This is a genomic window from Pseudonocardia parietis (assembly GCF_017876315.1).
Lineage (GTDB): Bacteria > Actinomycetota > Actinomycetes > Mycobacteriales > Pseudonocardiaceae > Pseudonocardia > Pseudonocardia parietis.
Genome location: NZ_JAGINU010000001.1, coordinates 6,432,053 through 6,449,615 on the forward strand (window position 1 = coordinate 6,432,053; position 17,563 = coordinate 6,449,615).

Here is a 17,563-nt window from a genome sequence, read left to right on the forward strand (position 1 = left end):
ACCCTCCAGGCGATCACAGGACTTCAGCAATCCCATGATCACTTCTGGGTCCGTGCCTCTACCTGCAACGACACGCGGCGACCTCATTTGCCGGACGCTCTTAGTGCCTCAGTCCGCGTGCTGGCGGATCGCGTCGAGGACGGCCTGCTTGTCGGTGGGGACGGCGGGCGGGAAGGTCTGCTGGGCGCCGTTGATGGCGATGGTGGCCGAGCGCAGCGGTCGTAACTGGCGGACGACGTTGCGGATGGCCAGCCCGGTGCGGTTCTGGACCTCGCGGGCGACGGCGAGGGCTGTGAACACGATGGTCAGGTGCGCCTCGATGGAGCCGCGTTGGTGGTGGAACATCGGGCGGGCGCGTAGGTCGGTCTTGCTCATCCGGAAGGACTGCTCGACCTGCCAGAGGTCGTGGTAGTCGGCGATAATCTCGCCGGCCCCCGCGGTGGCGGCGGGGATGTTGGTGACGTAGCCCTTCAACCCGACCAACCGGTATGCCCGAGCCAAGGAGGCCTCGTCCAGGGCGCGGGAGCCGTTGGTGGTCTTGACGAACCTCGGCGTGCGGGCCGACTTCTCACCGGCGACGACCTCGCGGGCCCGGTTCTCCTGCAGCGTCAACGTCTTGCGGTCGCGGACCGCGCGCTTGGTCGAGAAGGCCCAGACCGCCCGCCACGACCCGGTGTGGTGTTCGGGGTCCCAGACCGGCTCGGCCTTGACCTTCGAGCTGTTCTCGCTGCGCCCGTTGCGGCGGTCGCGTGGGGTGAGGGTGTCGATGACCTGCCCGTCGACGAAGGCGTCACCGTGCCAGTGGAAGTGCGACTCCAGATCGACCGGGGCCTTGGTGACCCTGGAGCCGACGATGAACCGCAGCCCGGCCTCGTCGAGCTCGCGCAGATTCCCGGCCGACAGCATCCCGGCGTCCGCGACCACCACCATCCTGCCCGGCCCGGCGGGCAGTTCGTGGCGGGCCTGGAACGCTTCGATGATCGGCAGGATGGTCGCGGTCTCGGCCTTGTTGCCTTCGAAGCAGCCGATCTCGAGCGGGAAGCCGCGGCGGTCGACGAGTAGCCCGACGACGATCTGCGGGTCGACCCGGCGTTCCTTGGAGAACCCGACCTTGCGCAGGTCGTCCTCCTTCTCCGCCTCGAAGTAGAGGGTGGTGACGTCGTAGAGACACAACGACACATCCCCGCTGCTGCGCGCGTGGTCGAAGCAGGCCGTGGCGATGGTGTCGCGATAGCCGCGCCCGGCGCAGCGGACCAGGGTGCGGCGCATCGTCTTCTCACTCGCCGGTGCGACGCCCAGGTCGGTCAGCACCCGACCGGTGTCCAGAATGGACGTGGGCTCCACGATTCGGGCGATCACCAGGTCCCGGAACGTGTCGTCGCCGACCGCGTCGAACCCGAGGCTGTCGAAGACCCCCGCGAACACGTCGAACAGCACTCTCGACCCCGTCGCGACCACCTGCGGTGCACCCGCCCGCGGCGACTCGCCTGCCCGCCCCGTCGGAGCCGATGCAGCGAACAACCCCACCTCCGGTCCGACCTCGGCCGTGGGCGTGAGCAACGGGGTCTGACGTGGTGTCGGCTCGACTCCCAGGTCGAGGACCTCTTGGGCGGCGTTGTCGAGGAGCCCGTGCGCCTGCTCGACGAGCAGGCCCAGCTCGGCCTCGGTGTGGGCCGACCCGATGTGCGCCACGATCCGCCGACGCCCCTGCACGGACTCCGCGATCTGCACGGCCGTGGCACCCGAGGCCGTCCGGACCCGCCTCACCCACGCCACGACCCCGAGCGTAGGGCACCGATTAGTGCCTCAACCCGCCTCCACCAACCACCATCACCCCAGCTCAGCGCGCTGAGCAACCCGAGATCCGGCGGAGGTGACCGAAGTCAGGTGAGAGATACGGATCAGCAGATCCCGCAGCGTGCTTGGATACAGCACGTTGGCGTCGTAGACCACGACGAACGCCACCGGCCTACCCCAGCCCCATGTCCTGAGTCAGGGCGGTCAGCTCATCCGCTGCCTCCCGGCGTTGCTGGTCATCCAGGCGTCGGTACTCCAGCAGCGACGCCGCCTGGACTCGCCGGCGCTTACCGACTCTGCGGTAGGCGATCTCTCCCGCTTCGAGCAGACCGATCAGGAACGGGCGGGACACACCGAGCAGATCGGCGGCTTGCTGGGTGGTCAGCTCAGCATGAGCAGGAACCACCGACACTCCCCGGCCGGCCGCCATGTGCGCCAGGATCCGCGCCAGCAACTCGACAGCAGCCCGGGGTACAGTCAACGCCTCTTCGCCGTGCTCGTCATCAACGACCAGACGCACCGCATCCTGATCTGGATGACGAGCCAGGTAGTCCCTGACCTGCGGCAACGCCTCCACCGCTGTCCTGACATCGTTTCGGTCAGGCTGCATCTGACCAAGTGCGATCGTCACTGTCACCACCTCCACGCGCCGCCCTATAGTCGCATTATTCGCAACAGACGAAGCAAGTGCAACACGCGCACGCCGTGGGTCGTCACCTCCGACACCGACGAGGCGACCTGGGAGACACCGACCCGCGGCCCGGCGATGACCGGATCCTCCGTGTCGATCCGATCGCTCGGTGACCGCACGGGACGACTCGTGCGTACGTCTGTCCGCCGGACATTCCTTCCGCGAGCCGGCCGGGCGATGATGACTCCGCCCGGCACACGTCGACGGAGGTACTCATGGACGTCCGACCGATCGAGGACGGTGTGGTCCGGGAGTTCGGCGGCTCCGGGGAGCGGGTGAACCTCTCCTACGGCGCCTACCTGCATCTGGACGAGCTGCTGTCCGCGCAGCACCCGGTCAGCCGGCCCGAGCACCACGACGAGCTGCTGTTCATCGTGCAGCACCAGACCTCCGAGCTGTGGTTCAAACTGGTCCTGCACGAGCTGCGTGCGGTGCGCGACCGCTTGCGCGCCGACGACGTGCGCCCCGCGCTCAAGGGACTGGCCCGGGTCAAGCACATCCAGCACCAGCTGACCGAGCAGTGGTCGGTGCTGGCGACCCTGACACCGTCGGAGTACGCGGAGTTCCGCCGCTTCCTCGGCACCTCCTCGGGCTTCCAGTCCTTCCAGTACCGGGCCGTCGAGTTCGTGCTCGGCAACAAGAACGCCGAGATGCTCGACGTGTTCGCCCACGACGCAGCCGCCCGGACGATGCTGCGCACGCTGCTCGAGGAGCCGACCGTCTACGACGAGTTCCTGCACCACCTGCATCGGGACGGGCACGCCGTACCGGCCGAGGTCCTGAACCGTGACGTGACACAGCCCTACACCTTCACCCCGGACCTGGTGCCGGTGTTCCGCCACATCTACGAGCACTCCCACCAGTACTGGGAGGCCTACGAGACCTGCGAGGAGCTGGTCGACCTGGAGGAGAACTTCCAGCTGTGGCGCTTCCGCCACGTCAAGACCGTGGAACGCACGATCGGCGCCGCACCCGGCACCGGCGGCTCCAGCGGAGTGGGATTCCTGCGCAGAGCCCTGAACCTGACCTTCTTCCCCGAGCTGCTCGCCGTCCGGACCGAGATCCAGGCATGACCACCACGACCCGCACCGGTACCTGGGCCGAACGCGCCGCGGCACTCGACGCCGCCGATCCGCTCGCCCCCCTGCGGGAGCGGTTCCTGCCCGCCCCCGGCGTCGTCGCCTACCTCGACGGCAACTCGCTCGGCCGCCCGGTCGCGGCCACGCCCGCCCGGCTCGACGAGTTCGTCCGCGACCAGTGGGGGTCGCGGCTGATCCGCGGCTGGACCGAGGACGGCCCCGACGGGCCCTGGATGGACTGGCCGCAACGGGCCGGGGACCGGATCGCCGCCGCCGCGCTCGGTGCCGCGCCCGGGCAGACCGTGCTCGGCGACTCCACCACCGTGCTGCTCTACAAGCTCGCCCGCGCCGCCGTCGACGCCGCCACGGCCGCCGACCCGGCCCGCACCGTGATCGTCGCCTGCGCCGACGACTTCCCCACCGACCGCTACGTCGTCGAGGGCATCGCCGCCGAACGGGGCGGGCGGGTGCGCTGGATCGAGACCGGCCTCGACGACGGCGTCACCCCCGACCAGGTCGCGGACGCCGCCGGACCGGACACCGCGCTGGTGCTGCTGAGCCACGTCTCCTACCGGTCCGGGTGGCTGGCCGACGCACCGGCGATCGCCGCGGCGGCACACGGCGCGGGCGCCTACGTCCTGCTGGATCTATGCCACTCGGTGGGGTCGGTCGAGCTGGCCCTCGACGCCTGGGGCGTCGACCTGGCCGTGGGCTGCACCTACAAGTTCCTCAACGGCGGACCCGGCTCCCCCGCATTCGCCTACATCCGCCGCGACCTGCACGGCGACCTGCAGCAGCCGATCCACGGCTGGATGGGCCGGCACGACCCGTTCACGATGGGCCCCGGCTACGTCCCCGCCGCCGGGATCCGGCAGGTCGTCAGCGGCACTCCCCCGATCCTCGCCGCCGTCCCGCTGCTGGCGGCGCTGGACCTGCTCGACGAGGCCGGGATCGTCGCGGTCCGCGCGAAATCGGTGGCGCTCACCGAGTTCACCCTCGAACTCGTCGACGCCTGGCTCGCCCCGTACGGCGTCGAACTGATCTCCCCCCGGCAGGCACAGCAGCGCGGCGGGCACGTCACGATCCACCGGGCCAGCTTCCGCGAGGTCGTCGACGCCCTCTGGGAACGCGGCGTGCTGCCCGACTACCGCGAACCCGACGCGATCCGGATCGGACCGGCACCACTGTCCACCTCGTTCACCGAGCTCCACGACGGCCTCGCCGTCCTGCGCGAGCTGCTCGGGCCCACCCCGCGGTGGCCCGCCGATCGATGAGTTCCGGGTCGAGCGGAGGTCACAGGCTGCAGGACCACTGCGCAGGCTGACGCGCTCGTACCCGAAGGAGCCCCGTGGCAGAGCTCATCTACTCGATGATCACCTCGCTCGACGGTTACGCCGAGGCGGCGGAGGGCGACCTCGGCACCGGAGCCGACGACGAGGAGGTGCATACCTTCGTGTACTCCACGACGCTGGAGTCGGTGTCCAGCTCGAGGACCAGGATCGAGCGGACCTTCGATCCGGACGCGGTGCGCGAGCTCAAGGCCGCGGCCGAGCACGATCTCACCGTCGACGGCCCGAACCTCGCGGCCCAGGCGATCGCGGCCGGTCTGGTGGACGAGTACCACCTGTTCATCACCACGAGCGTGGTCGGCGGCGGCACGCGGTTCTTCCCCGACGGCGTGCGCCTCGATCTCGACCTGGTCGAGGAGCGTTCGTTCGACAGCGGACTGATCTACGCGCGCTACCGGACCCGCTGAGCCGCACCGATGACGACGAGGTCGTCAGTCATCGTGCTGATCGGTGCCCGGAGCGACCAGGACGTCGTCCATGCCGCTCTCCCGCCACTCGGCGAGGAGCCGGTGGAAGGCGACCGGTCCCGGGCTGTACGAGACGGGCGCCGCCCGCCTCGTCCCCTCGCCGTTGTAGTAGCCCGGCGTGCATCCCGCCAGGAACTCGGAGTTGTCGACCGCGACCTCCCGGATGGTCGCGCACCAGGCGTCCTCGGCCTCGCGCGTGGGCTCGACGTAGCGCGCACCGGCCTTGCCCGCGGCAGCGACGACGGCGGCGATGTGGCCGGCCTGCTCCTGCAGGATGTGCACGAAGTTCACCGAGGTCGCGTTCTGCAGCGGGCCGAGGTGGAACAGGTTCGGGAAGCCGTGCGAGTAGAAGCCGTGCAGGGTCCGCGGGCCGCGGGCCCAGGCCTCGCCCAGCGTCGTCCCGCCCCGGCCGTACACCGGCAGCGTTCCGGAGAGCACGCCCGAGACACCGGCCTCGAAGCCGGTGGCGAAGACGACGCAGTCCACCTCGTACTCGTCCTCGCCGACGACGATCCCGGTCGCGGTCATCCGTGTGATGCCGCCGTGGTCGGCGGTGTCCACGAGCGTGACGTCCGGCCGGTCGAAGGCCTGCAGGTACTGGTCGCTGAACCCGGGCCGCTTGCACATGTACCGGTACCACGGCTTGAGGGCCTCGGCCGTGGCCGGATCGGAGACGAGGTCGTCCACCCGGGCGCGGAGGTCATTCATCGTGGTGAAGTCGGCGAGCTCGTCGAGCCGCTCCCGCTCGGCCGGGTCCAGCGTCGTGTCGACGGCGCCGGTGATCATCTTGCGCTGGAGGCGGGCGGTGGAGGTCCATCCGTCCTGCGTGAGGTCCTCGTCCACCTCCTCACCCGAGAGGATCGCGAGGAAGTTCTCCATCCGCTCGCGCTGCCAGCCGGGCTCCAGCGACGCCGCCCACTGCGGGTCGGTGGGCCGGTTGTCCCGCACGTCAACCGTCGACGGCGTGCGCTGGAAGACGTACAGGTGCTGCGCGTCGCGCGCGACGTGCGGGACCGCCTGCAGACCGGTGGCACCGGTGCCGACGACCGCCACCCGCTTGTCCGCCAGCCCGGTCAGGCCGCCGTCGGCGTCACCGCCGGTGTAGCCGTAGTCCCACCGGCTGGTGTGGAACGTGTGCCCGCGGTAGTCCTCGATACCGGGGATGCCCGGGAGCTTGGGCTGGGTCAGCGTGCCGGAGGAGACGACGACGTAGCGGGCCCGCATCACGTCCCCGCGGTCGGTGCGCACGACCCACTCGGCGGTGTCCTCGTCCCACCGCAGCTCGGTCGCCCGGGTGTGGAAAACCGCGTCGCGGTACAGCCCGTAGTGCTCGGCGATCGCCACCGCGTGCCGGCGGATCTCCTCGCCGGGGGCGTACCGCCACTGCGGGACGTAGCCGACCTCCTCGAGCAGCGGCATGTACACGTAGGACTCGATGTCGCAGTGGATGCCCGGGTAGCGGTTCCAGTACCAGGTGCCGCCGAAGTCCCCGGCCTCGTCCATCATCCGGATCGACTCGACGCCGGTCTCGCGCAGCCGGGCGCCGGTGATCAGGCCACCGAAACCACCGCCCACCACCAGGGCCTCGACGCGGTCGGTCAGCGGCTCGCGCTCGGCCCGCGGTGTGTAGGGGTCCTTCGCGTAGTAGCCGAACTCTCCCGCGGCGCGCCGGTACTGGGCGTTGCCGTCCGGGCGCAGTCGCCGGTCGCGTTCCCGGCGGTAGCGCTCGCGCAGGGCGTCCGGGTCGAAGCCCGGTCCGGAGGGAGTGCCGAGGGGAGAGCCGGTGGACGTCGTGGCGTCGTCCATGAATCGGGCCTTTCGTCGAGACGCGAAGGGGTCGGGATGCGCCTGCCCGGGCACGCGTCGCGAAGGGCCCCGGAGGGCCGGGGCGGTGCGAGCAAGCGACATTCGTCGCGGTAGCAGAGTGAACCGTACATCGAAGTACGTTTCCACGCGCAGCGGGTCCGTTGTCGCTACCCTCGCTCCATGTCCGAGGCACCCACGCGACGCGACGCGACGCGCAACCGCAAGCGCCTCGTCTCGGCAGCCGCGGACGTCTTCAGGGCGCGTGGGCCGGACGTCCCGCTCGAGGAGATCGCCGGCGCCGCGGGGGTCAGCCGCACCACCCTGCATCGCCATTTCGCCGACCGCGAGGCGCTCGCCGCTGCCGTGCTGGAGGAGAACGTCTGCAGGATCGAGGCCCGGGCGGCGGCTCTGACCGATGTGGACGACGGCGCGGAGCAGCTGTACCACTACCTGCTGGACGTCCAGCTCGAAGCCCCGTGGCTCGCCCGGACGGTCGCGGGCGAGGACGTGCTCGGCCTCAGCGATCTCGCCGACCGCACCGCGGCGGCACTCGAGCCGCTCATGACGCGCGCCCGCGCCGCCGGCGTGCTGCGCCCGTCGGTCACGACCCAGGACGTGCTCCTCACCCTGCCCATGGCGATGGCCGTTCAGCCGGTCGCAACGCCCAGCGGCCGCGGGGGCCGCACCGCCAGGTGTCGCGCCATCCTCCACTTCGGCCTCTTCACGACGGAACCGCCGCCCTCACGCGTTCCCGACACCCCCTGAGCGCGGCGCGGATACCGGTCGCACGCTGCGCCCCTACGGGTGCAGGACGATCTCCCCGACATGGTTCCGGCGGGCGAGCCCTCCTGGGCGCAAGCGGCCTGTGGGAATCGGCGCACCGACCTGGGGCGTGCCGGCGCCTCGGCTGCGGTCAGAAGCCGGGGGCACGCTCTCCGTCGGTCTTCTCGTCGTCCCCGATCCACACGTGGATCGCCGAGACACCCGGCGTGCCCACCGTGATCTGGAGGTCCCAGGTGCCGGCGGCCGCGGGTACGACGTCGGTGGAGAACCGGTCCCATTCGCAGTCCGGTGCACACCAGGCCTCGAGTACGAGCTCGTCGTCGATCGCGGTGCGGCCGTCCGGACCGGCGAGGCGGATCCGCATCCGCACCGGGTCCCGCATGGCGGGACCCGCCGGTTCGACGGCGATCAGGATCGGGTGCCGCGCGCCCGGGTGCTCGACCGTGAACGTGTGCCGCTCGGCGAACGGAACCTCCACCGCCGTGGTATCGGTGACGATCTCGTACAGGGTCCGGTCCGCGTTGCCGGAGTCCAGCACGAACGCCAGCGCACCGAACGCCGTGCAGAACGCCATGATTGCCACGGGCAGCCCGGCGTCACGCCACCGGTACCGCCGTGTCCGGGTTCCGTCGCGCAGCTGCGCCCACAGCGCGCACCCGGCGAACAGCACCCCGCACCCGACTGCGGTCCAGAACAGGATCCAGCTCGTCGACACGCCACCACCCCCGCCCCGGATGTGATCATCGACCGCGCAGGCCCGTCATCGTCACGACTGGTGATCGCGGACCGCCCTCACCCGGCGAAACCGGGCTACTCTCCGGACCATGCTGGAGCGGTCCGGCCGGGCGCAGTTCGGGATCACGTTGCACAGCGGGGAACGGCCCACCGACGTGCAGTGGTACTTCCGCGAGGAGAGTGCGCTCCCGGTCGCGATCCAGCGCTGGGAGCTTCCGCCCGGTGGTTCGGAGGGTCTGCACGCACACCCGCCGGGCGCCGAAGCCCTCGAGGAGATCTACGTGCTGCTGCACGGCACCGCCCGGATGACCGTCGACGGGGAACGGTTCGACCTCGAGCCGGGCGACGCGGTTCTCGCGCGTGCCGGCCAGCAGCACGACCTGCGCAATCCCGGCACCTCTACGGCGGTGGTGATGGTCGTCTGGGGGCCTCCGGGTACCGCGCTGGACTGGCCGCGGTACCGCACCGGGCGGGCCTCGCGGGACGCCGCCGAGCGCGAGGAGTAGCCGGATGGACTCGCTGGAGATCACGATCAACGCCGTCGACGGGGAGCGCGCGGCCGGCTTCTGGTGCGAGGCGCTGGGCTACCGGCTCCGTTACCGGCGCGACCGCTACCTCGTCCTCGAGCCGGTGACGGGCACGGGCCCGCAGGTGGTCGTCCAGACGGTCGACGCCGCGCCGGCCGGCGGCGCGGGCACGCACCTGGACCTGCGGGTGGACCGGCGCGAGGAGACCGTCGCCCGGCTGGTCGCCCGAGGTGCACGCGTGCAGCGCGAGGTCACAGAGGCAGGTCGCACGTGGACGGTGATGGTCGACCCGGAGGGCAACGAGTTCTGCGTGTGCCCGGCACGGACCGGGTGACGCTAGATCGCAGCCTGATGCAGTGCGTCGATCGCGCAGCGGGCCTCCGCCGCCATCAGCTGGACCACCGTGGCCGCCGACTCCGCGCGGTCGATCAGCCCGACCGCCTCACCGGCGTGGACGAGGACGGTGTCCGGGTCGTCGCGCCGGGTGCCGTCCCGGAACTGCGCGGTGGCCTCCTGCAGGTGTTCCACCGGCACGCCACCCGTCCCCTTCCGGTGCCACGCGTCGGTGAACCGCGAGCGCAGCGCCCGGGCGGCGTAGCCGTCGGGCCAGTTCACGCCGCGGACGTCGTCGTAGACGCGGGTGGTCAGGGTGTCGTCTCCCCGGGCACGGACCATCCGCTGGAGTGCCGCGGGCGAGACCGTGGCCTCGGCGGTCGCCGCGAACCGGGTCCCGACCACCGCCCCGCCGGCACCGAGGGCGAGCACGGCGGCCAATCCCCGGCCGTCGGCCACCCCGCCCGCAGCGAGCACCGGCACGGTCTCCCCGCGCTCGCGCACCAGGTCACAGACCTCCGGCACGAGCGTCAGCGTCGACCGCAGCCGGGCGCCGTGGCCGCCGCCCTCGCCACCCTGCGCCACGATCACCTGGGCTCCGTGATCCAGCACCCGAGCCGCTTCGTCCCGGTCGGCCACCTGGCAGATCAGCGGGATGCCGGCCGCCCGGATCCGCGCGGCGAACCGTCCGACGTCACCGAACGACAGCATGACGGCGGCGACGTGGTGGTCGAGGGCGACGTCCAGCACGCGTGGGTCGCGTTCGAGGCACCAGGTGATGAACCCGCAACCGACCCGGGCACCCCGGGCGATCCGGAGCTCCGCGGCGAGCCGGTCCGTGTCGGCGTAGCCGGCACCGATCATGCCGAGCCCACCGGCGCGGGACACCGCAGCGGCCAGTGCGCCACCGGCCACGCCACCCATGGGGGCGAGCACGATCGGGACGCTCGTCCCGAGCACGGCAGCGGCCGACGCGCTCACCCGCGGGTCCCGACGGTGTCCTCACTGCGCAGCCGCGCGGCGCGGACGGTGTTGCGCAACAGCATCGCGATGGTCATCGGCCCGACCCCACCGGGGACCGGGGTGATCGCGGAGGCGACCTCGGCGACCCGCTCGGTGTCGACGTCGCCGCACAGGCCGGACTCCAGCCGGTGCATGCCGACGTCGATCACTACCGCTCCGGGTTTCACCGCGTCCGGGCCGATCATCCGCGGCACCCCGGCGGCGGCGACCAGCACGTCGGCACGGCGGGTGACCCGGTCGAGATCGCGGGTGCGGGAGTGGCAGGTCGTCACGGTGGCGTTGCGAGCCAGCAGCAGCTGGGCCTGCGGCTTGCCGACCAACGAGGACCGGCCGACGACGACGGCCTCGGCTCCCTCGAGCGCCACGCCGGCCCGGTCGAGCAGGTGCATCACCCCCGCCGGCGTGCACGGCACGAGACCGGGCTTCCCGAGTGCCAGCCGGCCCGCACTGCGCTCGGTGAGCCCGTCGACGTCCTTCGTCGGCGGGATCCGGGCCAGCAACGCGTTCGCGTCGAGGTGGCCGGGCACCGGGAGCTGCAACAGGATGCCGGTGACCTCGGGATCGTCGGCGAGCTCGTCGATGATCCCGGCCAGCTCGTCCTGCGAGACGTCCCCGGGGACGTGCCGGTGCAGGTCGCGTATCCCGGCCTGCGTGCACTGCTTACGCTTGTTCCGGACGTAGATGTGCGAGGCGGGGTCGTCGCCGACCAGCAGCGTCGCCAGTCCGGGCGCGCGCGGCAGCTCGGCGACCTCGCGCGCGATCTCGGCCCGCAACTCCGCCGCCGCGGCCTTCCCGTCGATCAGTACTGCGCTCACGTGCGCCCCTCAGAAGACGATCGTCGTGGTGTCGTTGAGCAGCACCCGGTCGTCACAGTGCGCCTCGACCGCACGCGCCAGCACGACCCGCTCGATGTCGGCGCCGCGCCGGGCGATCTCCCGCACCGACTGACGGTGCGTGATCCGCGCGACGTCCTGCTCGATGATCGGACCCTCGTCCAGGTCCTCGGTCACGTAGTGCGCCGTGGCCCCCACCAGCTTGACCCCACGCTTCTTCGCCTGGTCATACGGCCCCGCACCGGCGAACGCGGGCAGGAACGAATGATGGATGTTGATCGCCGGAACCCCCACCCGGTGTAGGAAGTCACCGCTGAGCACCTGCATGTACCGGGCCAGCACGACGAGATCGACCCGGCCGTCGAGCAGATCGAGCTGCTGCTGCTCGGCCTGCTCCTTGGTCGCCTTGAACACCGGAATGTGGGCGAACGGGACATCGAAACCCGCCACATCCTTCTCCAGATCCGGATGGTTCGACACCACCTGCACGACATCCACCGGCAGCTCACCACGCCGCCACCGCCACAACAGATCCAGCAGGCAGTGGTCGAACTTCGACACGAACAGCGCCACCCGCTTCGGGATCTCCGCCGCCGTCATCCGGAACTCCATACCCAGCCGGGTCGCCACCTGATCGGCGAACTCCTGCTCCAGCGCGGGCAGCCGATCCAGGAACCCGGGCAGATGGAACACGATCCGCTGGAAGAACTTCCCACCCTCGTGATCGGTGGAGTTCTGATCCGCCTGCACGATGTTCGCACCCCGGGCCTGCAGGAAGGCCGTCACCGACGCCACGATCCCCGGACCGTCCTGACAGGACATCAACAGATGCCCCTGGTCGTGCAGCGCCCCATCCCGGGCCCACTGGTCCCGCCGGTCGGGCGCCACGACGGTGGCGCGGGAGAGCTCTGACCTCGCCTCGTTCATCAGATCTCCTGCATTCGGTTCGTCAGCTCCAGGGGAACGGTGAGTGACTGGTCGGGTGGAGGTCGCCGGTGCGGTACCGATCGAAGCGGAACGGTGCGAGCAGCTCCTGCGGTTCGCCGAGCAGTTCCTTCGCCACCAGTTCGCCGACCCCGAGCATCTTGTAGCCGTGGTTGGCGTCCGCGATCACGTAGGCGTTGGCGCGGAACGTGTCGAACACCGGGAAGCTGTCCGGGGTGAACGCGCCGATGCCACCGGAGGGCTCCTTCGAGTACACGCCGCGCTTGCCCTCGAACCGCTTGTGGCACGCGGCCAGCGCCGAGGTCCACATGCGGACGAACGAGTCGTCGACGACGAACTCGGGGCTGGCCGGCCCGTACGGGTCCACCGCGACGTCGCCCGACGGCCGGTCGATCCGCTGCGGGGACGCGCCTCCCTGGACTCCTCCGAAGTGGAAGTCCGGCTTGTAGTAGATCCCCCACATCTCGTCGGTGATCAGCGAGCCGTCCTCGTCGTCGTACAGCGGAGCGTCCGAGTCGACGTGCACGACCGGGGGGAACCCGCCCGTGTTGTCGGTGAACTCGTGCGGGTCGACCTCGAGCGTGCCCTCCTGTAGCGCCCAGTACGTCCACATCGGCTGGTCCGGATGGTCCTGGCCCGAACCGTCCCGGACGGTGATCGACGAGGGCAGGTCGAGCATCGACCAGATGTCGCGTACCCAGGGCCCGACCGCCACCACCACGGCCTCGCAGGAGACGGTGCCCTGATCGGTCACGACCGCAGCGACCCGTTCGCCGTCGCGCTCGAAGCCCGTGACCGCGACCCCGGTCTCGATCCGGACGCCTGCCTCCCGCACCTTCGCGGCGAGCCCGGCGAGCGACAGCGTGTTGTTCGCGTAGCCGCCCCGCTTCTCGTGGAGCAGGATCGAGACCCCGGGCGCCTGCCAGTCCGAGAAGATCTCCCGCATGTAGCTGCGGCACTCGTCGGCGCCCTCCACCAGCACCGACTCGTAGCCGATCTCGTTCTGCTCGCGGGCGATCTGGCGGACGTCGTCGGCCATCGCGTCCGGCGCGATCTGGATGTAGCCCACGCCGTGGTACGACAGCGCCTCGGCGTCGCGTTCCCACGCCTCGACGGAGTGCGCCATCAACCTGCGCATCGCCGGCTGGAAGTAGTTGTTCCGGATGACGCCGCACGCGACACCGGACGCGCCGGCACCGACGTCGGTCTTGTCCACGACGACGACGTCGCTGCCGTCTCCCTGACCGGTCTCGGCCAGGCCGCGGGCCAGGTGCCAGGCGGTGCTGAGCCCGTGGATACCTGCGCCGATGACGACGTAGCGGGACTTCTCGGGAAGCATGTGTCAATTCCCCATTTCTCTCCGCGGTGCGGACCGGATGGACGTCAGGCGGTCGGGTTCTTCTCCCGCTGGTCGAGGAAGGTCGCCTGCGAGTCGTCGAGTGCCTCCCACCACGCCGTGTGGTGGATCGGCGCCGGGGTTCCGGTACAGGGCGACGAGAAGCCCTGGTCGCGGTAACCGACGATGCTCTCGGTCTTGTGGTGCTCCCAGGTCTTGAAGTGCTCCCTGGTCAGGGCCATGTCGAAGGCGGGATAGTCGACCTCGGCGAGGAGGTCCTCGATGTGGTCGGCCTGGAAGTCGATCTGCTCCGACGGGCCGTCGAGCGAGTCCTCGCGGGCCCGCCACACCGCGATGTCCTTCTCCATCTCGGCGCGGTCCGGAAGTGTGATCCGGTCGAGTACGTAGTCGCGCGCGTACCACGCCTCGGCGTCGAACATCGTGAACGTGTAGAACTGGTCCTGCATGCTCAGGTACATCAGTTTCGGGTTGTCCACCCAGAACACGCCCTTGTACAGGTTCGGCGGATAGAGCACGTTCGATGTGCTGAGCCGCAGCGAACCGGCCATGAACGGGAAGTGGTGCCGGTATCCCGTGCAGAGGATGATCGCGTCGACGTCGCGGCTCGAACCGTCGACGAAATGCACGGTGCGGCCCTCGACGCGGTCGAGCTGCGGGAGCTCCTCGATGCCGTCGGGCCACGGGAAACTCATCGGGGCCGACCGGTAGCTGATGGTGACCGAGCGCGCTCCGTACTTCTTCGTCTGCAGGGCGATGTCCTCCGCCGAGTAGCTGCCCCCGACGACGAGGAGATCCTTGCCCGCGAACTCCTGGGAGTCGCGGAAGTCGTGCGAGTGCAGGATCCGGCCCGGGAACTGCTCGAATCCGGGGTACGACGGCACGTTCGGGACGGAGAAGTGCCCGCTGGCGACGACGACGTGGTCGAACTCCTCCTCCCGGCTCTCCCCCCGCCCGAGGTCCTCGATGATCAGCCGGAACGTGTCGCTCGTGGCATCGTGATCCACCCAGCGGACGGCCGTGTCGAATTGGATGTGCCGGCGCACGCCCGACTTCTTCGCCCGGCCGAGGATGTAGTCCTCGAGCACAGCACGGGGCGGGAACGACGGGATCGGCCGCCCGAAATGCTCCTCGAAGGTGTAGTCGGCGAACTCCAGGCACTCCTTGGGCCCGTTCGACCACAGGTAGCGGTACATGCTCCCGTGGCACGGATCGCCGTGCTCGTCGAGACCGCTGCGCCAGGTGTAGTTCCACAGACCACCCCAGTCGCTCTGCTTCTCGAAGCAGACGAGTTCGGGGACGTCCGCGCCGCCTGCGCGGGCCCGCTCGAACGCGTGGAGCATCGCCAGGCCGCTCGGTCCGGCTCCGATGATCGCGACTCGTCCTGCCATGTTCTCATTCCTCGCCTCGGTGGGATCCATTCACGAACGGGGCCGTTCCTTGTCCGGGTCGTAGAACGGGAACCGCACGACGCGTGCAGGAATGCGCTTGCGGTGTCCGTCGAGTTTTCCGATCTCGACGTCCGTGCCGATCTCGGCGTGCTCCACCGCGATGCGGCAGAGCGCGATGTTCTTCCGCAGGACGGGCGACCGGGTGGCGCTGGTGACGACCCCGACCTGGAACCGGCCGACGTGCACGCAGTCCCCGTGTCCGGCCGGTTCGTTGCCGTCGAGCTCCAGGCCGACCAGCGTGCGCTGCGGGCTCGCCTTGCGGGCGAGCAGCGCGTCGCGGCCGGAGAAGTCGTCCTCCTTGGTCTTGAGCGGCACGGTGAAGCCGATGCCTGCCTCGTACGGGTCGGTCTGGTCGGAGAAGTCGTAGCCGGCGAAGACCAGTCCCGACTCGATCCGCAGCATGTCCAGTGCATCGAGGCCGAGCGGGAGCATCCCGTGCGGACGGCCGGCCTCCCACACCGCGTCCCAGAGTTCCGGGCCGTGGCCGGGGTGGCACCAGAGCTCGTAGCCGAGCTCGCCGGAGTACCCGGTGCGGGACACGACGACCGGGATGCCGTTGTGGTCGCGCAGGCGGCCGATCGCGAACCGGAACCAGGTCAGGTCGGTGAACGCGGGCTGGGTGTCCGGGGTCCAGATCAGGTCGCGCAGCGCGTCGCGGCTCGCGGGGCCCTGCACCGCGATGTTGTGCATCTGGTCGGTGGAGTGCTTCACCCACACCCGGTCCAGGCCGAGCCGCCCGGCCTGCTCGCGCAGCCACGTCCCGGTGTACTCGTCACCGCAGACGACCCGGAAGTTGGTGTCGCCGAGCCGGAACACCGTGCAGTCGTCGATCATGCCGCCGGTCTCGTTGCAGACGGCGGAGTAGACGACCTGGCCGTGCGAGAGCTTGCGGATGTTGCGGGTGAGCCCGTACTGCAGCAGCGCCTCGGCGTCGGGCCCGAGCACCTCGAACTTGCGCAGCGGCGACAGGTCCATCACGGCGACCCGCTCCCGGCACGCCCAGTACTCCTCCTGCGGCCCGTGCCCGTCGAAGCTCGCCGGCAGCCAGTAGCCGCGGTACTCGGTGAACTGCCGGGTGAGCGCGGAGGTCCGCGAGTGAAAGGCGGTCTGCTTGGTCAGCTTTGCCGGCTGCTCCGGGGTGACACGGTGGGCGATGGCCATGGAGAACTTCCGTTCGGCGTCGTAGACCCGGACGTGGACGTCGGTCGGGACCCAGCCGTTCGACGGGTCGACGTCGTCCGGGCACGCGGAGGTCCCGCAGACGAGATCGGTCCCGGCCCGCAGGAGCACGTAGTCCCCGGGGCGCGACCACGGCTCGTCGAAGACGAGCTGGTTGTGGCCGTCGAAGGCGGTGTTGTAGAAGAGGTTCAGCGCGGGCCACCCGGCGCGCGGGGCGATGCCGTAGCGGTCCAGCTCGGCGTTGAAGTTGTCGGTGCAGTTGACGTGGCCCGGGTAGCCCATGTCCTCGTAGTACTTCGCGTTGCACGCGAGACCGAACGTGTCGTGCCTGCCGACCGTGTCCTGGACGACCTCGATGAGGGGTTGCATGTCCTGGTCGTAGAACTTCCCGTGCAACCCGGGCTGCGGGTACGCCTGCCCCATGAAGTACCGGGTCGCGGTGGAGTCGAGCCCGCGCTCGAGCCCCTCCTGTAGGCGGTGCGAGTGGAAGGCCAGGAAGTCCGAGCACTGCCTGCCCTCGACGTCGATGATCTGGATGTACTGGCCGGCCTTCACTTCGTAGCCCAGCGCGGTCGCGCTGTTCACCCGGAAGTCCATGACCGGCTCGGCAAGCGGTTCGGGCAGCGGCGGTGGCGGGACGAGGCCGCGGTTCGCCCGCCGGAGCTCGATCAACAGGTCCGACGGCGGGTTCGCCTCGACCGCGTCGAGCCGCATCTCGCCACCGGGGGCTGCCACGACCACCGTCCCGGGCGCCTGCGCGGTGAACGTCTCGGTGGCACCGGCCGGCGACCACTCCCCGAACAGCCGGGCCGCGTCGAGCCGGGTGGGGTCGAGCCCCTGGCGGACGAGCTGGGCCACGACCGGGTCCGCGATCCGGGTATGGCGCCCGACGAGGGCCCGGAGCACCGTCGCCGGGCCGTCGGGCGCGATGTCGAGGACCGGCTGCTGCGTGCCCTCGAGCCGCAGCGTCGTGAGCTCGGCGACCTGGCGACCCTCCAGGTCGACGACCGTGAGCTGGTCACCGGCGGCCAGCCGGACACCGGTCAGGCCGCCGGCGCGGACCCAGTACGTCTCGAGCCCGGGCTCGGGCGAGAGCAGGCCGGGCAGCAGCAGGCGTCGACGGTCCGGCCTCCGGTCGGTCGGTACTGCCATGGAAATCGTCTCCCTTCCTGCACGACCCGCCCGGCTCCCCCCGGGACCGGGACGGGTCA

Annotated in this window: 17 protein-coding genes; 6 read left to right on the top strand and 11 right to left on the bottom strand. The window is 70.5% G+C overall.

Going from position 1 to position 17,563, the window contains the following annotated elements:
- Window positions 1–108: 108 nt before the first annotated feature.
- The 3 genes from JOF36_RS30325 to JOF36_RS30330 are packed head-to-tail and all read right to left on the bottom strand — an operon-like array spanning window position 109 to window position 2,443.
- The gene (locus JOF36_RS30325) at window positions 109–1,776 is read right to left on the bottom strand and encodes an IS1634 family transposase (RefSeq protein ID WP_210027851.1); all 1,668 of its coding nucleotides are present in this window, start codon (window positions 1,774–1,776) and stop codon (window positions 109–111) included.
- A gap of 54 nt (window positions 1,777–1,830) precedes the next feature.
- The gene (locus tag JOF36_RS40420; RefSeq protein WP_281071925.1) at window positions 1,831–1,965 is read right to left on the bottom strand and encodes a hypothetical protein; all 135 of its coding nucleotides are present in this window, start codon (window positions 1,963–1,965) and stop codon (window positions 1,831–1,833) included.
- A 4-nt stretch (window positions 1,966–1,969) separates the two neighbouring features.
- A complete protein-coding gene (locus JOF36_RS30330) occupies window positions 1,970–2,443 on the bottom strand; it encodes a helix-turn-helix domain-containing protein (RefSeq protein WP_307862667.1) in 474 nt (157 codons plus the stop codon).
- Between the two features lie 260 nt (window positions 2,444–2,703).
- Here JOF36_RS30330 and JOF36_RS30335 point away from each other — a divergent pair, with 260 nt between their 5' ends.
- The 3 genes from JOF36_RS30335 (at window position 2,704) to JOF36_RS30345 (ending at window position 5,323) form a co-directional block, all read left to right on the top strand.
- Complete coding sequence (locus tag JOF36_RS30335; protein WP_210033699.1) at window positions 2,704–3,561, top strand: tryptophan 2,3-dioxygenase; 858 nt, start codon at window positions 2,704–2,706, stop codon at window positions 3,559–3,561.
- A complete protein-coding gene (locus JOF36_RS30340) occupies window positions 3,558–4,841 on the top strand; it encodes an aminotransferase class V-fold PLP-dependent enzyme (protein ID WP_210033700.1) in 1,284 nt (427 codons plus the stop codon). The genes JOF36_RS30335 and JOF36_RS30340 overlap by 4 nt, the downstream gene beginning before the upstream one ends.
- Before the next feature lie 74 nt (window positions 4,842–4,915).
- Complete coding sequence (locus JOF36_RS30345) at window positions 4,916–5,323, top strand: dihydrofolate reductase family protein (RefSeq protein WP_210033701.1); 408 nt, start codon at window positions 4,916–4,918, stop codon at window positions 5,321–5,323.
- A gap of 24 nt (window positions 5,324–5,347) precedes the next feature.
- On the opposite strand, the gene JOF36_RS30350 is transcribed toward JOF36_RS30345, so the two are convergent.
- Window positions 5,348–7,189, bottom strand: coding sequence for a flavin-containing monooxygenase (locus tag JOF36_RS30350; protein ID WP_210033702.1), 1,842 nt, complete (start codon window positions 7,187–7,189; stop codon window positions 5,348–5,350).
- 180 nt (window positions 7,190–7,369) lie between these two features.
- On the opposite strand from JOF36_RS30350, the gene JOF36_RS30355 reads away from it, so the two are divergent.
- Window positions 7,370–7,954, top strand: a complete 585-nt coding sequence (locus JOF36_RS30355; RefSeq protein ID WP_210033703.1) for a TetR/AcrR family transcriptional regulator — start codon at window positions 7,370–7,372, stop codon at window positions 7,952–7,954.
- 148 nt (window positions 7,955–8,102) lie between these two features.
- Here JOF36_RS30355 and JOF36_RS30360 read toward each other — a convergent pair whose 3' ends face one another.
- Window positions 8,103–8,687 carry a hypothetical protein gene (locus JOF36_RS30360; protein ID WP_210033704.1) on the bottom strand — a complete coding sequence of 195 codons (585 nt, stop codon included), beginning with the start codon at window positions 8,685–8,687 and terminating at the stop codon, window positions 8,103–8,105.
- A 109-nt stretch (window positions 8,688–8,796) separates the two neighbouring features.
- Here JOF36_RS30360 and JOF36_RS30365 point away from each other — a divergent pair, with 109 nt between their 5' ends.
- Both JOF36_RS30365 and JOF36_RS30370 read left to right on the top strand, forming a co-directional pair.
- Window positions 8,797–9,213 carry a cupin domain-containing protein gene (locus tag JOF36_RS30365; RefSeq protein ID WP_210033706.1) on the top strand — a complete coding sequence of 139 codons (417 nt, stop codon included), beginning with the start codon at window positions 8,797–8,799 and terminating at the stop codon, window positions 9,211–9,213.
- 4 nt (window positions 9,214–9,217) lie between these two features.
- A complete protein-coding gene (locus tag JOF36_RS30370; RefSeq protein ID WP_210033714.1) occupies window positions 9,218–9,568 on the top strand; it encodes a VOC family protein in 351 nt (116 codons plus the stop codon).
- Between the two features lie 2 nt (window positions 9,569–9,570).
- On the opposite strand, the gene JOF36_RS30375 is transcribed toward JOF36_RS30370, so the two are convergent.
- Genes JOF36_RS30375 through JOF36_RS30400 form a run of 6 tightly spaced genes read right to left on the bottom strand, consistent with a single transcriptional unit; the run spans window position 9,571 to window position 17,504 of the window.
- Complete coding sequence (locus tag JOF36_RS30375) at window positions 9,571–10,548, bottom strand: NAD(P)H-dependent flavin oxidoreductase (RefSeq protein ID WP_210033716.1); 978 nt, start codon at window positions 10,546–10,548, stop codon at window positions 9,571–9,573.
- The gene (folD, locus tag JOF36_RS30380; RefSeq protein ID WP_210033718.1) at window positions 10,545–11,405 is read right to left on the bottom strand and encodes a bifunctional methylenetetrahydrofolate dehydrogenase/methenyltetrahydrofolate cyclohydrolase FolD; all 861 of its coding nucleotides are present in this window, start codon (window positions 11,403–11,405) and stop codon (window positions 10,545–10,547) included. Before folD ends, JOF36_RS30375 begins: the two co-directional genes overlap by 4 nt.
- A gap of 9 nt (window positions 11,406–11,414) precedes the next feature.
- Entirely contained in the window at window positions 11,415–12,350 is a 936-nt protein-coding gene (purU, locus tag JOF36_RS30385) for a formyltetrahydrofolate deformylase (RefSeq protein ID WP_210033724.1), read from the bottom strand.
- Between the two features lie 22 nt (window positions 12,351–12,372).
- On the bottom strand, window positions 12,373–13,707 hold the full coding sequence (locus JOF36_RS30390; RefSeq protein ID WP_210033726.1) for an NAD(P)/FAD-dependent oxidoreductase: 1,335 nt from the start codon (window positions 13,705–13,707) through the stop codon (window positions 12,373–12,375).
- Window positions 13,708–13,751: 44 nt separating this feature from the next.
- Window positions 13,752–15,113, bottom strand: coding sequence for a trimethylamine monooxygenase (locus JOF36_RS30395; protein WP_210033727.1), 1,362 nt, complete (start codon window positions 15,111–15,113; stop codon window positions 13,752–13,754).
- Between the two features lie 30 nt (window positions 15,114–15,143).
- Complete coding sequence (locus JOF36_RS30400; protein WP_210033735.1) at window positions 15,144–17,504, bottom strand: trimethylamine N-oxide demethylase; 2,361 nt, start codon at window positions 17,502–17,504, stop codon at window positions 15,144–15,146.
- Between the last annotated feature and the right edge of the window lie 59 nt (window positions 17,505–17,563).